Below are 18,658 nucleotides of genomic sequence, written 5' to 3' on the forward strand. Positions count from 1 at the left end.
AAGATGGAAATGATCTCGCGCCGGGCGTATGGGTTTAGGAATTTTGAAAATTACCGGCTTAGGGTCTTGGCCCTGTGCGGTTGGGATGGTGTGATGCACCGTACTTGATGAGTGCCCTTCCCCCGATTATGGGGAAGAGCCAAAAAATCCCCCAACACCAAAAAACAAAAAGCCGCATAAGCGGCTCTAAGTCTTTGATTTTTAATGGTGGGTTGGCCGGGGCTCGAACCCGGGACCAACGGATTAAAAGTCCGGTGCTCTACCATCTGAGCTACCAACCCGTTTTGGTCAAAAACCAAAGACAGCAATTATGAACCTATTTTCAAGATTCGTCAAGGCAAAATACGAAGTTGTTCACCGCTACCGCCGTGAAATTGTTATCGGACGCGGGAAATTCGCACCTCGGCCCCGCGCCGTTTAACCTCGAGCCCTTCAGATGGCAGAATCTTCAAGCCTTCCAGGCCCTTGATGTAGCTGGAACCCTGCATCTGCATGACGCGTATCTTGTTGCGCATGACGACGGGGCTGTGTTCGGGCATGCCGAACATCCAGACCTCTTCGAGGATGCGTGCCGAATTGAATTCACCCGTGTGCTGCGCCGCGGGGCCAAGACACAACATGTGCCCTTCGCGGCCAAACACAGGCAGGGCATCGAGCCCGACCTCGACAGATAATACCTGCCCACCCTCGTAGCGCTGACCGGTGCTGATATCCCACCAAGCGTCGCCTTCAGGCAGATAGATCTCGTGTTCTGTTCCGGGTTTGAATACCGGCGCCACCAACAGAGCAGGACCAAACAAATACTGGGTATCCCAGACATGAGCCATGACGTCGTCTGGGAAAGCCAGGGCCATTGAGCGCTGTACAGGAAGACCCGTGCGCACGGCATCTTCGATTATTCCAAGCACATACGGGATCAGGCGATAGCGCCAGTCCAGCCAATGTCGCACCAATTTCTGGGTTTCGGCGTCAAAACCTTGTGGCATCAGCTGTGGCACACCCTGGAAGCTGAAATTCGCCGATAGTACAGCGGCAGCCAGCCAACGCAGATACAGCTCGGGATTCATTTCGCCAACCGGCTCATGAGCGCAGCCGACGCCGTGCAATTGAGCAGTGACCGCGCTGTTGCCCAGGGCCAGAGCCGATCGCAAGGTGTGAGCCAGACCCTGCCAATCATTGCTTACCCGCGGAGCAGACTGCCAGGCATAGCGTTGTACGCCAGGAAATAGATCGGAGCTGAAGATGACGCCTTCCTGCGGTGTCTTGTGACCTGCCACCGCATCGAAGAGCGCCTGGCGTACCAGGAGCGGGTAGATCGTGCGCAACACAGCACCCGATTCTCCGCCGCGAGCGGTGATGTCGTCCGGAATATCAAACTGTGCATTACATACCGGGGCCCCAAGGCCTTCGTCAAAGACCTGTCTCTGACGTTCGGCCCACAACTTGTAGACATCCTTATAGGTAAGATCGAGCAGACCGAAGGGTTTTCCGCCACTGGCTTCGTTGCCGGGGAAAACGTGAGCTTCGCCCGAGTCGTTTATCAGAAGCCAGCCACGGTCTTCCCACTCTTCGAACAGGGGAGTGCCTGCCAGCACGCCGGGGAAGGTGGGTGCCGCCAGCTGAAGGTGGAGATCAACAAACCTCGCAAGGTCGGAACGCGGATCGGCAGTTCGTGCAGTGTCCCATTCGAAGCCAGGCTTGTCGGGCTGAAAACCATACAGGGCGGGCGCACTGAGCTGGACGGCATCAAATGGAAACTCGCCGTCCCGCATCCCTTTCGCCAACGCGTAAATTTCGTCGATGGACTGACCCGGCGCCTGTTCGAGCCACACACCCATTGGCCAAAGGCAAGGCTGGCCGGCACGACCGGTCAGCGCCGTATATTGATTGAGAATCTCGGAGGGCTCACCTGCGAACAGAAAAACATCGAGCGTCGTGGCGTGCGATACCAGCTCGTATACATCAGGATCGCCATTGCCAACGTCGTGTTCGACCCGACCGAGACTGTTGATATACAGGCCCCAGCCCAGCGGGCTCCAGGCCAGAGGCAACACACGCGCTTGAGGCAGATCAGACACCAGGTATTCTCCCCGGCGATCGAGATCATCGACAGTGTCACCTAAACCGAAGACAGCGTCGTCAGCATCCAGGCTCCAGTTCAGCCGCCAGGCATCGGCTTCGCCGACCTTGCCTCGCTCCAGGGCGGGCACAGCCGTACGAAGCAGGCAGCGCTCGTCGCGAAACATCGCAATCTGCAGCGGCTGCATGGAAATTTCAAGGATGAGATCGCCTTGTTCCACACGCCAGCCCTGCTTGCCAGTTACAGAAGACACAGCCAGTTCGCTGACAGGTTCCTGACGAGCCAGCAGCATTTCCGCGTGCGCTTTCGCACGCGTACTGGGCTTCTCGTTCTGCAGGACGGAAGGTGGCGCACAGCGCAGCCGGAATACACCGGGGGCTGTCGCTTCAATTTCGAGCTGCAACTCTGAACCCTCGAAAGCGAACACCGCTCGGGTGGATTTCGCAGTCAAGAATTGTAAAGAATCCAGTTGCGTCACGTGAGCAAGATCAGACTTGGGCGGCACAGCGCGATCCTCGGCAAAAGCCTCTAAAGCATTCAAAAGATACTATTTTGACGGATTTACGCTATAAAATAAAATGACTTCATGCGTAAAATCGATTAAAAACACCGCAGCCCACCTTTTAGCGGGGTGCAACGGCACGTTGCAAAGAGCGTTCCAACGGCAAGGGTTCGCCTTCCAGGGTCGCTGCCAACAGGTCGGCAGCAAGGGGTGCCCAGGTCAGGCCCCTCGACCCGAACGCACACGACAGCCAGATGTCGTCCAAGCCGTGAACCTGACCGATAACTGGCAAACGGCCTCCCACTACGGCCCGCCAGCCAGCCCAACCACCTGATTTATCCAGCCACTGCAAGACATTTGCGGTGTCTTTCTTCAGGATGCCGGCAAGTTGCTGTGCGATGGCGCGATGTCCTTGCATTGTCACCCGACTTTCTGCAGCTTCAGCCACATACGTACCTCCGGCCACATTAACCCCTTGAAGGGCCGGCAAAAAGTAGCCTTCTGCGCTAAGTATGGTAGCGGGGTCCAGACCCGCATCGGACACCTGAAAATGACTGACTTGCCCCGCAAGTCGCCATCCGGACTTCAGCTTGGGCAGCTTATGAAGATCAAAGCAGGTGGACAGCAAAGAGGCTGCTTCCGTGGAATTGGCCAATACCACATAGGCCGCTTCAAAGGATTCTCCGGCAGTGCTGCGCGCGACCCAGCCGTCGCCCTCGCGTTGTAGATTTGCGATGCGGCCGGCGTGACACTGAGTAAGGGGATTGCCTAACAATGCTTCCAGTAAGGGTTCGGGCCTGACCAGTTGTCCGTGTGCAAAGAATGTGCCGGGCTGGTTCAGCGCAATGCCCACGCGTCGGGATACCTCGTCGGCGTCGAGCCATTCGACCCACTCTTTTGGGAAAGCCAATGTCTGTAGCGTAGACCTGCGCAAGGCTTCCTGCGAGACATCAGCAAGAAGCTCTATTGTACCAACTCGTTTCGGCCTTGCTGCTTCGGGCAGGCTCTGCCAGCGGCCAAGCGCGCGCAAGACTCCGGCGCGACTCAGGCGCGAACGCTGATCGTCGTCACGTGAAATCAGGGGCGTCAGTGCAGCAGCGAGATGGCCGCGATGACTGCCACCCCGACCCAGCGTCACTGCGGGGTCCACGACCAAGGATTCGCGCCCCCGGAGCGCCAACGCATGGGCGGCCGCAGCCCCCGCCGGGCCGGCACCAACAATAAGTACTCGGCCGTCACGACGCGTCTCCTTTGCCCAACCCAGCCCGGGACGCAGGACGGCCTGCGTCATTTCACGCTTACCCCCAAAGCCGGGGGCCTTGCTTACGATGAACCCCGAATCACGTAAAGCACGACGCACTTCGCCATTTACACACCAGGTCGCAGCTGTGGCGCCGGGCCTGCCCAGACGCACCAATTGTCCGAACAATGTTCTGGACCACATTTCGGGGTTTTTCTGGGGTGCAAAACCATCCAGAAAGAAAGCGTCAACGGCTGCCTGCGCCTCGCTCGCCATCTGTTCGATACGACCGAAGAACAAAGTAAGTGACACGCGTCCCGCGTCGAACTCCAGGCGATGAACCCCCGGCAGCAACAGCGGCCACGCGGCTGCGAGCTGCCGGGCAAGTATACGCAGATCGGAAGGCAAGTCCCGCGCCGCCTCAAGCATGTCCTTGGCCGCGAAGGGATGGGCCTCGAAAGACACAACATGCAGCCGCCTGCTGCGCTGAGGATCCAGACGCCAGGCCTGCCACAGGGCCAGAAAGTTCCTTCCCAGCCCGAATCCCGTCTCGCACACGGTAAATGACGACCTGCCTCGCCATCGGTCAGGAAGCCCATTACCATTTAAAAAGATATGGCGTGCCTGTTCAATTGCACCCTGTCGTGAATGATAAATGTCGCCGTACCGTTCACTGAATGGGGTCCCCGACACGTCCCGGTGAAGGCTGGCAGGTGCAAGCGGGGAAAACTGAAAGCTCATGGTGTACCTTTATCCAGTCGCGCGTTGCGATGATGCATCGCAGGGTCGTGAACCGCGCCAAGCTGTGCACTACAGCAGCCAATGTTGCGTACACTAATGTCTTTCACTGCAGCCAGACCTCGTATGCCATCATCCCAGTTTCATCTCAGCGAATACCTCAACACCGCCATTTCAGCTGCACGCACCGGTGCCGCCATACTTCAGGCACATTCGCTGCGCCGCTCAGATCTTGTCATCGACAAAAAGGCTCGGAACGACCTCGTATCCCAGGCTGACCGCGACGCGGAAGCCGCCATTATCGAGCAACTCCAGGAAAACACGCCACAGTTTGGTATCGTGGCAGAGGAAACCGGGGGCCAGGCAAGTGGAGCCGCCACATGGTACATCGACCCACTTGATGGCACTACCAATTTCCTGCATGGCATTCCTCACTACGCCGTGTCGATCGCGCTGGTGGCGCACGAAGGAACCTATGTTCAGGGCGATCAGCCCCTCGAGGTCGATACTCCCGTCATCGGTGTGGTGTACGATCCGAACCGCGAAGAGCTGTTCACCGCGATGTACGGTGTGGGTGCCTGGCTGAACGAGCACCGCCTTGGCTGCTCACAAACCGAAAGCCTTTCCGAAGCATTGCTGGCTACGGGCCTGCCATTTCGGGACTTCTCTTTCGCCGAACAGTACATGCCCACGCTGAATGCTGCGTTGCCGTTAACCCGTGGCGTACGCCGCATGGGTTCAGCGGCACTTGATCTTGCCTGGGTAGCTTGCGGGCGATACGACGGCTACTGGGAAATGGGCCTGGCCCCCTGGGACGTTGCTGCGGGAACATTGATCGTGCGCGAGGCCGGCGGCGACGCACAGGACATCCTGCATGCCGAACCCTGGCCGCGAAGCGGGTTCATCTATGCCGGCAATGCAAATGTTGCGCCCGCCCTGCACGAAATGCTGCGCCCACACGTGCGCAATCGCTAGCCGCCCCATCAGGGCTTCAATGCTTCGTCGCGCAATACACGTCGTAACAGCTTGCCTGTGTTGCTTTTAGGAAGCTCAGACCGAAATTCAATCACTTCGGGCCGCTTGTAGCCGGTCAGGCGATCAGCACACCACTGACGCAAATCAGACTCGGTCAGGGCCGGGTCTTTCTTGACCACGTACAACTTGACCATTTCGCCGCTGCGTTCGCTGGGCAAGCCGACCACAACGCATTCGAGCACGCCCGGATGCTGCATGACCACCTGCTCGACCTCGTTGGGGTAAACATTGAATCCTGAGACAAGAATCATGTCTTTCTTGCGGTCGATGATGCGGACCCGGCCTTGCCGGCTCATGATTCCGATGTCACCCGTCTTGAAATAACCATCCTGTGTGAACGCAGCCTGGGTTTCCTCCGGCATCCTCCAATATCCCTTCATCACTTGCGGCCCGCGTATGGCTACCTCGCCAGCCTCACCATAAGGCAACTTGCGATCATCACCATCAAGCATGACAACTTCGGTAGATGGCAAGGGAATTCCGATATCTCCCGAGTACTCGGTGGCATTGGTTGGGTTGACAATGGCCACCGGCGATGTTTCTGACAAACCGTAGCCTTCGATCAGCGGAAGGCCGGTCACCTTGTGCCAACGCTCGGCCACGGCCTGCTGGACAGCGGCCCCACCGCCAAAACATAAGCGCAACCGGGAAAAATCGAGCTGCGCAAACTCGGGGCGGTTAAGCAGCCCGTTAAACAAGGTATTGACGGCGGGAAAAATCGACACCGGATCGCGTCGCCAAGCGGAAATAATTGTGTCGAGCTTGCGCGGGTCGGCGATAAGTACGCTGCACATACCCGCGTGCATGGCGAAAAGGCCACACACCGTAAACGCGAATATGTGATACAGCGGGAGTGCTGTCAGGATGACCAGGCCTGCCCCGCACTCCTCGCCCAGCACAGGTCTTGCTACTGCCTGTATCTGCAGCACATTGGCCACCAGGTTGCCGTGTGTCAGCATGGCACCCTTGGGCCGACCTGTCGTACCCCCGGTGAACTGCAGCACAGCAACATCATCGAGCTTGAGCGTGGGCGGGCTGAAGGATGACGCAGCCCCCTGCCGGAGCACCTGCGCGAAGGTCGTGACGCCTGACAGGGTGTGCGGCGGAACCATTTTCTTGATATGCCGGGCCACAAAGTTCACCAGACTGCCCTTGATGCCCATCAGCTCGCCTACCGACACCAACACGACAGTGTCCGGACGTACAGACGGCTCAAGCTTGCCAAGCGTCGCAGCGAAGCTCTCAAACAAGAAGATCATGTCTACCTGTGCGTCGGCAAGCTGATGCCGCAACTCGTCTGCCGTATACATGGGGTTTATGTTTACAAGCACCATTCCGGCCCGTAACACCCCCACCAGAATTGGCAAGTACGCCATTACGTTGGGCATCATGATTGCCACATGGCTGCCCTGCTTCAACCCTTGCGACTGAATCCAGGCTGCTACCGCGTCAGCGCGCTTGTCGAGCTGGGCATAGCTCATGTCGCTGCCCATGAACACCGCAACACGCCGATGAGCGTGCCGCTTGCACGCACGCCCGATCAAATCCGGCAGGGATTCGTAACCGTCGGTACTGATCTGGGCCGGGACGCCCTCGGGATACAACTGCAACCAGGGTTTTTCCATTGCTCCTCGCTTTACCGTTTGCGGCGCGGATTCGAGACATGCGCTGACGGCATTGATGATACGACGCGATCAAGGTACAGTTTATCGTCAAGCACTACAGGGATCCGGTTTCATGAAATTAGTCGAACCCATTGTCGGCTGGCAAGCCGAGATGGCCCAAATCCGCCGCGACATTCACGCTCACCCCGAACTTGCCTTCGAAGAAGTCCGTACATCCGATCTGGTTGCAGAATTGCTAGAATCGTGGGGAATTCCCACGCATCGCGGAATGGGCATAACCGGAGTTGTCGGTATTATTCATGGCAACGTTAAAAATGGGCGGGCCATTGGCTTGCGAGCCGATATGGACGCACTGCCCATGCAAGAGGCCAATACCTTTGCTCATGCCAGCAAGCACGCGGGGGTAATGCATGCCTGCGGCCACGATGGCCACACCGCCATGCTTCTGGCGGCAGCGCGCTACCTCGCCCAGCACCGCGATTTCGCCGGTACGGTCTATGTAATTTTCCAGCCGGCCGAAGAAGGGTTCGGCGGCGCAAAAAAAATGATAGACGACGGCCTCTTCGAGCAGTTTCCCATGGAGGCGGTTTTTGGAATGCACAACTGGCCTGGCATTGCAGCCGGGGCATTTGCAGTTCACGACGGCCCTGTCATGGCGTCCAGCAGCACGTTCGAGATCACGATCCGCGGAAAAGGTGCCCATGCGGCGATGCCGAATCTCGGCAACGACCCCATTATGGTTGCCGTGCAACTGGCACAATCATTCCAAACAGTCATCACTCGCGAAGTCGATCCACTCGAGCCGGTCGTCCTCAGCATCACGCAAATTCATAGCGGCTCGGCAGACAACATCATTCCAGACGACGCCATCATCCGCGGTACTGTACGTACGTTCACCGAGGAAGCCATCGACCTCATCGAAAAGCGCATGCATGAAATTGCCACCCATACCTGCCAGGGCATGAACTGCTCGGTCGAGTTCATATTTCATCGTCGCTACCCTCCCACCATCAACGACTCGGCAGAAGCCGCTTTCTGCGCTGAAGTACTGAAAGACATCGTGGGGGCCGAGGCTGTACAGCGCAATACGGCACCTTCCATGGGCGCCGAAGACTTCGCCTTCATGCTCAAGGAAAAGCCCGGCTGTTATGTCTGGATAGGCAATGGCCATGGCGATCACCGCGGCAGCGGCCATGGACTCGGTCCGTGCATGCTGCACAACAGCAGCTACGATTTCAATGACGAGGTCCTGCCACTGGGCGCAACCTACTGGGTCGAACTGGCCCGCCGCCGACTGGCCCAACCATCAGGTATTGACTGAAGCGTACGCATGTCTACGGCCGGGTAGCGTGCTTCCGTTACAATAGCGGGCTACCTCGGCACCGAAGGCTTGTCGCCGCGTCAGGGCCTGTGCCCGACAAAATAAGCCTCCCGACCCGGATTCATCAACAAGGTTGCCTATGTCGGATACGCCAGTCAGGCCCCATGACGGCCCCATCACGATTCCACGCCGGCTCGACCCCGAGGACGCCCAGCTTGCGCTGCAACGGTTGCAGGCCATATTAAAGCGCCAGGAAGTGGTCGAGGCACTCGCGCGTCGCCAGTACGAGTCAGACGATCGATCGAACTTGCTCGAAGGAATGTTGCATCGTCAGCACGAAAACGAGATCCGCGCGATTGTCAACGAGCTGCACCCTTCGGATATTGCCTTCATCCTTGAATCGCTGCCCGAGAACGAGCGGCAGGCGGTTTGGCAGCTGGTCGATGCGCAACACGATGCAGACGTCCTGCTCGAGGTAGACGATTGGGCTCGGGAATCGCTCATCAAGTCGATGGACGTGGAGGACCTTGTAGCCGCCACGGGCACGATGGATGCAGACGAGCTTGCCGACCTGGTACCGGATCTGCCCCCGGATGTTGTCGCTGAGGTTCAGAAAGGTCTGACCGACGCCGAGCGCGCGCAGCTCATCGAGGCAATGGGCTACCCGGAAGACACGGTCGGTGCGATCATGGATTTCGAGATGGTGCGCGTTCGCGAGGACGTGTCTCTCGAGGTGGTCTTGCGCTACCTGCGTCGCCTCCACGAACTACCGGACCATACCGACCAGATCTTCGTGGTCGACCGCGAAGATCGGCTTCGCGGCACGCTGGCGTTGTCCCGATTGCTGGTCAGCGAGCCTGATATGAAAGTGTCTGAAGTCATGGACACAGACTACCTTACGCTGAACCCCCTGGATTCCGACGCGGACGCAGCCGGCGCCTTCGAGCGCTACGATCTGGTCTCGGCCCCGGTAATTGACGATCAGGGCCGACTCATCGGCCGAGTGACGATCGCAGAGGTGGTAGACGTCATCCAGGAAGACTCGCAGGAACAAGCGTTGTCGCGCGCGGGTCTGCAAGAAGAAGACATTTTCGCTCCGTCGGTTCATGCAATTCGCAACCGGGCACCGTGGCTGCTGGTCAATTTGTTCACGGCGTCAACGGCGGCATTTATTGCATCCCGATTCGAAGGTACGGTCAGTCATATCGTCGTGCTGGCTTTTCTGATGTCTATCGTGGCCGGAATCGGCGGCAACTCGGGTAATCAGACTATGACGCTGGTGATCCGGGCGCTTGCTGTCGGGCGGGTCAACAGCGCGAACATCTGGCAACTGGTCAAGCGCGAATTGAGTATTACCTTGCTGGTGGGAGTTTGCGGGAGCCTGGTTGCAGCGATATTTGCCTGGTATATCTCGGACTCCTGGTCGATTGCGCTGGTCATGATGGCTGCGATGATCGGGAATATGCTGATCGGTGCGGCCGTGGGCGTATTGATTCCACTGATGCGAGACAGGTTCGGCAAGGACCCCGCCATGGGGTCGTCGGTGCTGCTGACGTTCTTTACGGACTCTCTGGGATTCTTTATTTTTCTCGGACTGGCTACGGTGTTTTTGCTTTAGCCGTTTGCTTGGTAAGGCTCTTGTTTGCTCCTGTTTGGCGGGCAAGAGGTGAATTGACTGCATCGCTGTCCAAAGTGCGTAATGGTAGCAAACGAAGGATGCGCCAAAGAAACTGATTCAACAAAAAGCCGACCTGCTAACGCGGTCGGCTTTTTGTTTGGGGGCGCGCTTTGCAAACCCTGTGGTTTGCAGAAGCTCTCGGCAGCTCAGGTCAATTTGCCGTGGCAGTGCTTGTACTTTTTACCGCTACCGCATGGGCAGGGGTCGTTGCGGCCGACTTTGGGAACGGCTGCATCGGGCACAGCCTGGCGAGTAGCGGCTTCGGCGATGCCAGGGTCTTCGCCGCTTAGGGCTGCATCGTAGTCGGAGTGGTGGTACTTGACGTTCTCGAGCTGGGAGGGCTCGGGTTCGACGGCTTCGACCTGTTCGGGGGACTGGATTCGAACGGTAAGCAGTACTTTCACCACATCGTCGCGGACGCGGTCAAGCATGGCCGAGAAGAGCTCAAAGGCTTCCCGCTTGTATTCCTGCTTGGGATCCTTCTGTGCATAGCCGCGCAGATGGATGCCTTGACGCAGGTGGTCGAGGGCTGAAAGGTGAGCGCGCCAGCTGGTGTCGATGGCTTGCAGCAATACAGAACGCTCGAAGGGGGCCCAGTTTTCACGGCCGACGAGTTCCACTTTTTCTTCGTAGATTCGATTGGCTTCGGCCAGCACACGCTCAAGAAGCTCGTCGTCGGTAATGTTGGGCTCCTGCTCCATGTATTGAGTCAGGGGGACCTGAATATGCCAATCGGATTCCAGCGCGGCCTCGAGGGCGGCAAGCTCCCACTGCTCCTCCATGCTTTCTTCGGGTACATGCGAGCGGAAGAGCTCTGTGACGGCAGCCCGCGTAAGGTTGCGGATGGACTCGGACACGTCTGCCGATTCGAGCACTTCATTGCGCTGGGCATAAAGTACTTTGCGCTGGTCGTTGGCAACGTCGTCGTATTCGAGCAACTGCTTGCGAATGTCGAAGTTTCGTGCCTCGACCTTGCGTTGGGCCGACTCGATGGAACGTGAAACCATGCGCGCTTCGATGGGTTCGCCTTCGGGCAGACGCAGGCGCTCCATGATGGCGCGCACGCGGTCACCGGCAAAGATGCGCATCAAGGAGTCGTCGAGGGAAAGATAGAAACGCGATGAACCCGGGTCACCCTGACGACCGGCACGGCCACGCAACTGGTTGTCGATGCGACGGGATTCATGCCGTTCGGTACCGATAATGCGCAATCCGCCCGCAGCCTTGACCGCTTCGTTGGCAGGAGCCCATTCAGCCCGGACTTTCTCGATGCGTGCTTCTTTTTCGGCCTCTGACAGCGATTCGTCGGCGCGAATGAGGTCAATCTGCTTCTCGATGCTTCCGCCCAGCACAATATCTGTACCACGCCCGGCCATATTGGTGGCGATGGTGATATGACCAGGCTTACCTGCCTCGGCAACAATCTGGGCTTCGCGCTCGTGATGCTTGGCGTTGAGCACCTCGTGGGGCAGGCCTTCTTTTTTCAGAAGGTTGGACAGAAGCTCGGAGTTCTCGATACTGGTGGTTCCAACCAGTACGGGTTGGCCACGCTGGTGACAATCCTTGATGTCCGCCAGAATAGCGTTGAACTTCTCGGCATCGGTCTTGAAGACCTGGTCGTTCTGGTCGATACGCTGCATCGGCCGATTGGTCGGGATGATGACGGTCTCAAGGCCGTAAATGGACTGAAACTCGAAAGCTTCAGTATCTGCGGTACCAGTCATCCCCGCCAGCTTGTCATACATCCGGAAATAGTTCTGGAAGGTGATCGAGGCAAGGGTCTGGTTCTCGTGCTGAATCGTGACGCCTTCTTTGGCCTCAACTGCCTGATGCAAGCCGTCGGACCAGCGACGACCTGCCATGAGGCGGCCGGTGAACTCGTCGACAATTACGACCTCGTCATTCTGCACCACATACTGCTGGTCGCGGAAGAACAGGTTATGAGCTCGCAGAGCCACCATCAGATGGTGAATCAGCGAAATATGGCGGGGGTCGTAAAGGGACTCGCCTTCGGGCAACAGGCCCTGACTGACAAGCAACTGCTCGGCCTTGGTCATGCCGGCTTCAGACAGGTGAACCTGTTGTGCTTTCTCGTCGACCCAGAAATCGCCTTCAGGCTCGGGCTCGTGCGGCTTGGGCTCCGAGGCCATGCGGGTCAGCATGGGTGGCACAACGTTCATGCGCACATACAGTTCGGTGTTGTCTTCGGCCTGGCCGGAAATAATCAGGGGTGTACGAGCCTCATCGATCAGGATGGAGTCGACCTCGTCGACAATGGCGTACGCAAGCGGACGCTGACGCCGGTCTTCGGCGCGGTACTCCATGTTGTCGCGCAGGTAATCGAAGCCAAACTCGTTGTTGGTTCCGTAGGTGATGTCGGCGGCATAGGCAGCCACCTTCTCTTCGTTGGGCTGTTGTGGCACAACCACGCCCACGGACATGCCCAGGAAGTTATACAGACGGCCCATCCACTCGGCGTCGCGACGTGCGAGATAGTCGTTGACGGTAACAACGTGAACGCCGCGCCCCGACAGGGCATTGAGGTACACGCTCAATGTAGCCATCAGCGTCTTGCCTTCACCGGTACGCATTTCGGCGATCTGGCCATTATGAAGTGCGATAGCCCCCAGCAACTGTACATCGAAGTGGCGCATGCCAAAAACGCGCTTGCTGGCCTCGCGGACGACGGCGAAAGCCTCGACCAGCATATCGTCCAGGGAGACTCCTGACTGATAGCGCTGGCGGAATTCATCCGTCTTTGCCTTGAGCTCTTCGTCAGATAGTGCTGCAAGCGTGGGCTCCAGCGCATTGATCTGCGCCACCAGCTTGCGATACTTCTTGAGTATGCGGTCGTTTCGGCTACCGATGAGCTTTTTTAGCAAAGAAACCATTATCGTGTCGTTGTTGCGAACCCGGCAAACCACAGGGTGAATTTGAACTGTGAATCTGCCGGCAATCGCTTGCCTCTAAGGTTGGCGGGAGAACCCGCAGAAAACGAAACAGTTTAACGCACCTTTGATACAACGGCGTCAAGATGCTCAGTGGCGTCGGTCAATAAGGTGGGATCAGCTTTGGGCTTTTCCAGAAATAGTACGGGGTCCAATGCATGGCCCGCCATGCGTACTTCAAAATGCAGATGAGGCCCTGTGGAATGGCCGGTAGATCCCACCGCAGCGATCTCCTGGCCGCGAGAGACAATATCCCCTACCTTGACCTTGACTTTGGATGCATGCGCATAGCGTGTGACAAGGTCGCCGCCGTGATTTATTTCGACCATCTTGCCATATCCCGACCGATATCCCGCCACGGTAACCACGCCACCGGACGCAGCATATATGGGGGTTCCCCGAGGCGCCGCAAAGTCCAGGCCCTCATGCATGACATGACGCCGTGAAATGGGATGGCGACGCCAGCCAAACGAGGAACTCAGATAGGGATAATTGACAGGCATGAGACTGGGAAGGCTGGCTTCGACACCGGCACGGCGTGTCAAGGCAAGGTCCATCATCCGATACCAGTCCTTTTGGCGCGATGCGATGTCGCGAAGAGAGTCCACTTCATCGTCAAGCGCAGGTTCGGCCTTGAAAGACATCTTGCGCTTGAGAGGTGCAGGCTCCGAGTCGCCGATGTAGTCCATGATCGGGGGGGCAGCCTGTTCAAGCCCGGCCTGAATTTCGGGATCGGTGTAGGGGACACCGGCAATTTCCGCCACTCGACGGCTCAGACCTTCGATCTCGATGATCTTTGCCTGAAGGTCGCCCAGCTTGGCTGCCAGCACCTCGACCTGTTCGCTTTTGTCCTGACTATGACCCACAACCCGCGCACTGTACAAATCAAGGGCGGGAACATCAAGGCTCGCACCTTCCTTGAAATGTGAATGAATCCAGGCCCCCGCAGCCGCAGACGACCCCAGCAAGACCAAACCTATCAGCGCTGCTATCGGCGCCCTGATTCCTTTGGAGTTAGAATCAGACGCACGCCCTTTCGTCAATACTACTCTCACCATACATCCTTACTATTCATGAACCGTGCTTCCGGCCATCCGCGTCGTACTGCAGATCGCATTGCCGACACCGCCATTGAGTGGCTCGGCACTGACCGACTCGGTGCCAATGTCCTGACGATGGCACGAAACCTGCTGGCGCTTGAGCGGGCCATGAAGACAATATTGCCATCCAGCCTGGCCGAGGCGTGCCAGGTTGCACGACTGGAAGATCAACGTCTGACGGTCGCAGTTCCAAGCGCTGCGTACGCAGCGCGCCTGCGACAACTCGCTCCGCGCACGGTCGCACAGCTTGCGCGCAGCGGATGGAACCTTAACGAAATACAGGTCAAGGTACAAGCGAGCCTGTTACAAAGCCGGATGAAAAAGCCTCTGCCCAAGCAAAGCATTCCGTTGGACAATAAGGGGCTTGAAGCGTTCCGCAGTTTGCAAGAGAACCTGCGGCCCGGGCCGTTGGCCGACGCGGTTGCCAGACTGATAGCTCGCCACGGGCAAACATGAGCAAGCTGTACAGTAAGCATGCCGTTCTGCGACAAGTACGGCGCAGACGGTAGTGTGACAGCGCTACAGACACTAACCCGCTACAAATGTGCAGCAGGTCGTCAGGCGAATTTCCATTCGTTAACAAAAGCGCGGGCCGGCTTGGCCGTTGCTTCGTAGGTAACCAGTTCCCAGGCATCTTGTTGAGCCAACAATGCGCGAGCAAGCTGGTTATTCAGACCGTGCCCCGATTTGCACGCAACGTATCGTGCTACCAAGGGCTTGCCGATAAGATAGAGATCACCGATGGCGTCGAGTATTTTGTGCTTCACGAACTCGTCTTCATAACGAAGGCCATCTGAGTTCAACACACGATACTCGTCCATGACAATAGCGTTATCAAGGCTGCCGCCGCGAGCAAGACCCGCCGCACGCAATGCTTCTACTTCACTGACGAAACCAAAGGTGCGGGCACGCGCCACCGTCTTGACGTAAGAGTCTTTCGCGAAATCGACTTCGGCAAAATTTGCCGTGGAATCGATGGCCGGATGCCGGAAATCGATGGCAAACGACAGCGCAAACCCGTCGTAGGGCTCCAGACGAGCCCACTTGAGATTATCGCCCTCACCCTCGCTGACCTCCACAGTTTTGAGAACCTTAAGGAATTGCTTGGGTGCCGATTGCTCTTGCAGGCCGGCGGAACGCAGTAAATAGACGAACGTACCCGCGCTGCCATCCATGATGGGAACTTCTTCTGCTGTCAGGTCGACATGCAGATTGTCGATACCCAGACCAGCCAGTGCCGACATCAGATGCTCGACTGTGGAGACGCGCACATTCCCTTTTTGCAGCACGGAAGCCATGCGCGTGTCGCTGACGCCCAGTGCCTGCGCAGGCAGATCCACGATTTCGGGCAGGTCAACGCGATGGAACACAATACCGGTGTTGGGCTCGGCCGGACGCAACGTGATCTCGACGCGCCGTCCGGAGTGCAGACCCACGCCTTTCGTACTGATGGCCTTTTGTATTGTGCGTTGACGAAGCATAAAACTCTAAAAGTGGAAACGGAATGGCCGGCCACGCGGGCCGAACAGGCAGGCTATGCGCGAAGGTTTATCCCGCCTGAAGCAAATCGCGGCACTTCAGCCTTCGCAATAAGTGATAACACCATATTGTAACTTCAATCCACTACGGCGCGCATGTTTTTTTGCATCGCACCAATAGGTAGAAGCTATCTCCCAAGTTAGACACGTAAACAACAAACACGGGCGCACCGCTGCAGCCGGCCGGGGAGAGAGCCGGCAGCGGCGATGGCGCCCGTTCGCAGTTGTAACGGCTGCACTACATAAATGTGAGAGTCATTTTTGCTCTATTTGTTCCCTTTGACCCTCAGTCTGCCTGTTTACGCAAGAAAGCCGGAATATCAAAGTGGTCCATGCCTGCAGTTTCTAGCGCGCGCACCTGAGCAGATGCTTGTCCACGCGGATTGCGGATAACCGCCGGAACTTCCGAATTGGCGAAGTCGGCAACATGCGAAATGGGCAGGTCGTCCGTACCGGTACGCAGAGCTTCACTACGGTCAGATACCAGTTGGGGACGAGCCGTCTTTGAGCCCAGACCGGTAGCGACAACCGTGACGCGCAGGTTTTCGCCCATGGATTCGTCATAGGCCGTACCGAAGATGACTGTCGCATCTTCAGCAGCGTAACTACGGATCGTATCCATGATTTCGCGAGTCTCGCGCATCTTGAGTGTACGGCTGGCAGTGATGTTGACCAGCATGCCGCGGGCGCCATGCAGATCGACGCCTTCGAGCAGCGGGCAAGCGATGGCTTGCTCGGCTGCCACGCGGGCACGATCAGGACCGGAGGCGATCGAAGTACCCATCATGGCCTGGCCTTGCTCACCCATGATTGTCTTGACGTCCTCGAAGTCAACGTTGACGTTACCCTCGACGTTGATGATCTCGGCGATGCCGGCGCAAGCGTTATGCAATACATCGTCGGCAGCCTTGAAGCAGTCCTCCTGCGTAGCGTCCTCATCCATCAGGTCGTACAGGTTTTCGTTGAGCACGACGATAAGTGAATGCACATGCTTGGACAATTCAGCAATGCCTTCCTCTGCCATCTTCATCCGCTTGGCCCCTTCGAACAGGAAGGGCTTGGTGACGACACCAACGGTGAGGATGCCGAGCTCTTTGGCGACTTCAGCCACTACCGGACCGGCACCTGTGCCCGTGCCACCGCCCATACCGGCGGTAATGAACACCATATGGGCGCCATTGAGCGCAGCGCGAATCTCTTCGCGTGCCGTTTCAGCAGCCGCCCTTCCCTGTTCCGGCTTGGCACCAGCGCCCAGCCCGGTACGACCCAGCTTGATCTGAATGGGTGCTTCGCTGGTAGCCAATGCCTGTGCATCGGTATTGGCGCAAATGAAATCCACTCCGTTTATGCCGGAACGGATCATGTGCGCTACCGCATTTCCGCCGGCTCCGCCGACACCGACCACCTTTATGACGGTGCCACTGGCATTGTTGTCGAGCATTTCAAAATTCATCATGGTTGACTCCCTCACATTCCAAAAAAGCAAAAATTTAAAAAACTCCCCAAACAACTTTTCGGAGTCGTCTCAAACAGAATGCCAACCCTTTCGGCTCGCACCAAGCTTGAAGCGCCTCCAGAGGACGAACTGCTTCGCGTCCGCCCCTTAAGGACTTATCCCGTCCTTAATTCATGAACCACTCCTTCATCCGGGCCAGCAATGTCTTGAAGCTGCCGGTTTGCTGAGCGACCTTCTTGCCACGCGCCCGTTGAAGTCGTGCCTCGGACAACAGACCCATGACTGTCGAGAACCGGGGGTTGCGCATTACATCGGCGAGGCTTCCTTCGTAGCTGGGCACCGCCACGCGCACCGGCTTCAGAAATACATCTTCAGCCAGCTCTACGATGCCGGGCATCAGCGAGGTACCGCCGGTCAGTACGACGCCCGACGAAAGCAGATCTTCGTAGCCCGATTCACGCACGATCTGTTGAACAAAGGTAAAAAGCTCTTCGATTCGCGGTTCAATGACCGCACCCAGGGCTTGGCGCTTGACCTGCCGGTTAGGTCGGTCGCCAAGACCGGGAACCTCGATATATTCCTCGGCCGTTGCCAGGACCTGCTTGGCAATGCCATGCCGCAACTTGATTTCTTCGGCATCAGGCGTTGGTGTGCGCAGCATGGCCGCGATATCGCTGGTGACCTGGTCGCCCGCGATAGGGACAACCGCCGTGTGGCGAATGGCACCACCCGTATATATGGCGATATCGGTGGTTCCACCGCCGATATCCACCAGCACCACTCCCAACTCCTTTTCGTCGGACGTCAGGCAGGACATGCTTGATGCGAGCGGCTGGAGGATAAGATCCTGGACTTCGAGTCCGCAGCGACGGACGCACTTGACAATGTTTTGAGCAGCGCTGACCGCCCCCGTCACGATATGGACCCTGACTTCAAGTCGAAGCCCGCTCATGCCGATTGGTTCCCGGATATCTTCCTGCGAATCAACAATGAACTCCTGCGTCAGCACATGAAGCACCTGCTGATCGGTAGGAATGTTGACTGCCTTGGCGGTTTCAATGACACGCGCCACATCCGTTGGGGTAACTTCTTTATCCTTGACCGCCACCATGCCACTGGAATTGAAGCTGGTGATGTGGCTGCCGGCAATTCCGGTGTAGACCTCGCGGATCTTGCAGTCGGCCATCAATTCGGCTTCTTCCAGGGCGCGCTGGATGGAATTGACTGTCGACTCGATATTGACAACCACCCCCTTGCGCATGCCCTGGGATTCATGCTGCCCCAGGCCTATTACTTCAAAACGCCCCTCCGGCAGGATCTCCGCCACAACGGCAACCACCTTGCTGGTGCCGATATCGAGTGCAACGATCAGGTCCTTGATGTCACGGGTCATAGCT

At 57.6% G+C, this 18,658-nt stretch carries 13 protein-coding genes and 1 tRNA gene; 5 read left to right on the forward strand and 9 right to left on the reverse strand.

Annotated features, from left to right (window positions below; genetic code table 11):
- Nucleotides 1-108 (forward strand): transposase (locus Q1J88_RS07060; RefSeq protein ID WP_301116923.1); only part of this gene is annotated, 108 nt, incomplete at its 5' end.
- A 97-nt stretch (nt 109-205) separates the two neighbouring features.
- Here the strand turns inward: Q1J88_RS07060 and Q1J88_RS07065 are convergent.
- From Q1J88_RS07065 to mnmC, 3 genes are all read right to left on the reverse strand, one after another.
- Nucleotides 206-281, reverse strand: a tRNA-Lys gene (locus Q1J88_RS07065).
- 96 nt (nt 282-377) lie between these two features.
- The gene (locus Q1J88_RS07070; RefSeq protein WP_301116895.1) at nt 378-2,585 is read right to left on the reverse strand and encodes a glycoside hydrolase family 31 protein; all 2,208 of its coding nucleotides are present in this window, start codon (nt 2,583-2,585) and stop codon (nt 378-380) included.
- A gap of 118 nt (nt 2,586-2,703) precedes the next feature.
- Nucleotides 2,704-4,563 (reverse strand): FAD-dependent 5-carboxymethylaminomethyl-2-thiouridine(34) oxidoreductase MnmC, encoded by a 1,860-nt coding sequence (gene mnmC, locus Q1J88_RS07075; RefSeq protein WP_301116896.1) that lies wholly within the window; start codon nt 4,561-4,563, stop codon nt 2,704-2,706.
- 123 nt (nt 4,564-4,686) lie between these two features.
- Between mnmC and Q1J88_RS07080 the strand changes: the two genes are divergently transcribed.
- On the forward strand, nt 4,687-5,535 hold the full coding sequence (locus Q1J88_RS07080; RefSeq protein ID WP_301116897.1) for an inositol monophosphatase family protein: 849 nt from the start codon (nt 4,687-4,689) through the stop codon (nt 5,533-5,535).
- A gap of 8 nt (nt 5,536-5,543) precedes the next feature.
- On the opposite strand, the gene Q1J88_RS07085 is transcribed toward Q1J88_RS07080, so the two are convergent.
- Nucleotides 5,544-7,220: an AMP-binding protein gene (locus Q1J88_RS07085; RefSeq protein ID WP_301116898.1), complete on the reverse strand. Its 1,677-nt coding sequence runs from the start codon at nt 7,218-7,220 to the stop codon at nt 5,544-5,546.
- 112 nt (nt 7,221-7,332) lie between these two features.
- Here Q1J88_RS07085 and Q1J88_RS07090 point away from each other — a divergent pair, with 112 nt between their 5' ends.
- Nucleotides 7,333-8,541 (forward strand): M20 aminoacylase family protein, encoded by a 1,209-nt coding sequence (locus Q1J88_RS07090; RefSeq protein WP_301116899.1) that lies wholly within the window; start codon nt 7,333-7,335, stop codon nt 8,539-8,541.
- A gap of 139 nt (nt 8,542-8,680) precedes the next feature.
- Entirely contained in the window at nt 8,681-10,159 is a 1,479-nt protein-coding gene (gene mgtE / locus Q1J88_RS07095) for a magnesium transporter (RefSeq protein WP_301116900.1), read from the forward strand.
- Between the two features lie 206 nt (nt 10,160-10,365).
- On the opposite strand, the gene secA is transcribed toward mgtE, so the two are convergent.
- Together secA and Q1J88_RS07105 are read right to left on the reverse strand one after the other, a co-directional pair.
- Nucleotides 10,366-13,110: a preprotein translocase subunit SecA gene (secA, locus tag Q1J88_RS07100; protein ID WP_301116901.1), complete on the reverse strand. Its 2,745-nt coding sequence runs from the start codon at nt 13,108-13,110 to the stop codon at nt 10,366-10,368.
- Between the two features lie 113 nt (nt 13,111-13,223).
- Complete coding sequence (locus Q1J88_RS07105) at nt 13,224-14,135, reverse strand: M23 family metallopeptidase (RefSeq protein ID WP_301116902.1); 912 nt, start codon at nt 14,133-14,135, stop codon at nt 13,224-13,226.
- A 105-nt stretch (nt 14,136-14,240) separates the two neighbouring features.
- Here Q1J88_RS07105 and Q1J88_RS07110 point away from each other — a divergent pair, with 105 nt between their 5' ends.
- On the forward strand, nt 14,241-14,723 hold the full coding sequence (locus Q1J88_RS07110; protein WP_301116903.1) for a DciA family protein: 483 nt from the start codon (nt 14,241-14,243) through the stop codon (nt 14,721-14,723).
- 101 nt (nt 14,724-14,824) lie between these two features.
- On the opposite strand, the gene lpxC is transcribed toward Q1J88_RS07110, so the two are convergent.
- The 3 genes from lpxC to ftsA all read right to left on the reverse strand — a co-directional run bounded on the left by lpxC (nt 14,825) and on the right by ftsA (nt 18,654).
- On the reverse strand, nt 14,825-15,748 hold the full coding sequence (gene lpxC, locus Q1J88_RS07115) for a UDP-3-O-acyl-N-acetylglucosamine deacetylase (protein ID WP_301116904.1): 924 nt from the start codon (nt 15,746-15,748) through the stop codon (nt 14,825-14,827).
- A gap of 343 nt (nt 15,749-16,091) precedes the next feature.
- Nucleotides 16,092-17,261: a cell division protein FtsZ gene (gene ftsZ, locus Q1J88_RS07120; RefSeq protein ID WP_301116905.1), complete on the reverse strand. Its 1,170-nt coding sequence runs from the start codon at nt 17,259-17,261 to the stop codon at nt 16,092-16,094.
- A 166-nt stretch (nt 17,262-17,427) separates the two neighbouring features.
- Entirely contained in the window at nt 17,428-18,654 is a 1,227-nt protein-coding gene (gene ftsA / locus Q1J88_RS07125; RefSeq protein ID WP_301116906.1) for a cell division protein FtsA, read from the reverse strand.
- Nucleotides 18,655-18,658 lie beyond the last annotated feature (4 nt).

This window comes from Pusillimonas sp., from assembly GCF_029263785.1.
GTDB lineage: Bacteria > Pseudomonadota > Gammaproteobacteria > Burkholderiales > Burkholderiaceae_B > Pusillimonas.

Coding starts and splice junctions, on each gene's coding strand:
- mgtE (WP_301116900.1), top strand. CDS start 8,681: ATGTCGGATACGCCAGTCAGGCCCCATGACGGCCCCATCACGATTCCA.
- secA (WP_301116901.1), bottom strand. CDS start 13,110: ATGGTTTCTTTGCTAAAAAAGCTCATCGGTAGCCGAAACGACCGCATA.
- ftsA (WP_301116906.1), bottom strand. CDS start 18,654: ATGACCCGTGACATCAAGGACCTGATCGTTGCACTCGATATCGGCACC.
- Q1J88_RS07080 (WP_301116897.1), top strand. CDS start 4,687: ATGCCATCATCCCAGTTTCATCTCAGCGAATACCTCAACACCGCCATT.
- Q1J88_RS07085 (WP_301116898.1), bottom strand. CDS start 7,220: ATGGAAAAACCCTGGTTGCAGTTGTATCCCGAGGGCGTCCCGGCCCAG.
- lpxC (WP_301116904.1), bottom strand. CDS start 15,748: ATGCTTCGTCAACGCACAATACAAAAGGCCATCAGTACGAAAGGCGTG.
- ftsZ (WP_301116905.1), bottom strand. CDS start 17,261: ATGATGAATTTTGAAATGCTCGACAACAATGCCAGTGGCACCGTCATA.
- mnmC (WP_301116896.1), bottom strand. CDS start 4,563: ATGAGCTTTCAGTTTTCCCCGCTTGCACCTGCCAGCCTTCACCGGGAC.
- Q1J88_RS07110 (WP_301116903.1), top strand. CDS start 14,241: ATGAACCGTGCTTCCGGCCATCCGCGTCGTACTGCAGATCGCATTGCC.
- Q1J88_RS07090 (WP_301116899.1), top strand. CDS start 7,333: ATGAAATTAGTCGAACCCATTGTCGGCTGGCAAGCCGAGATGGCCCAA.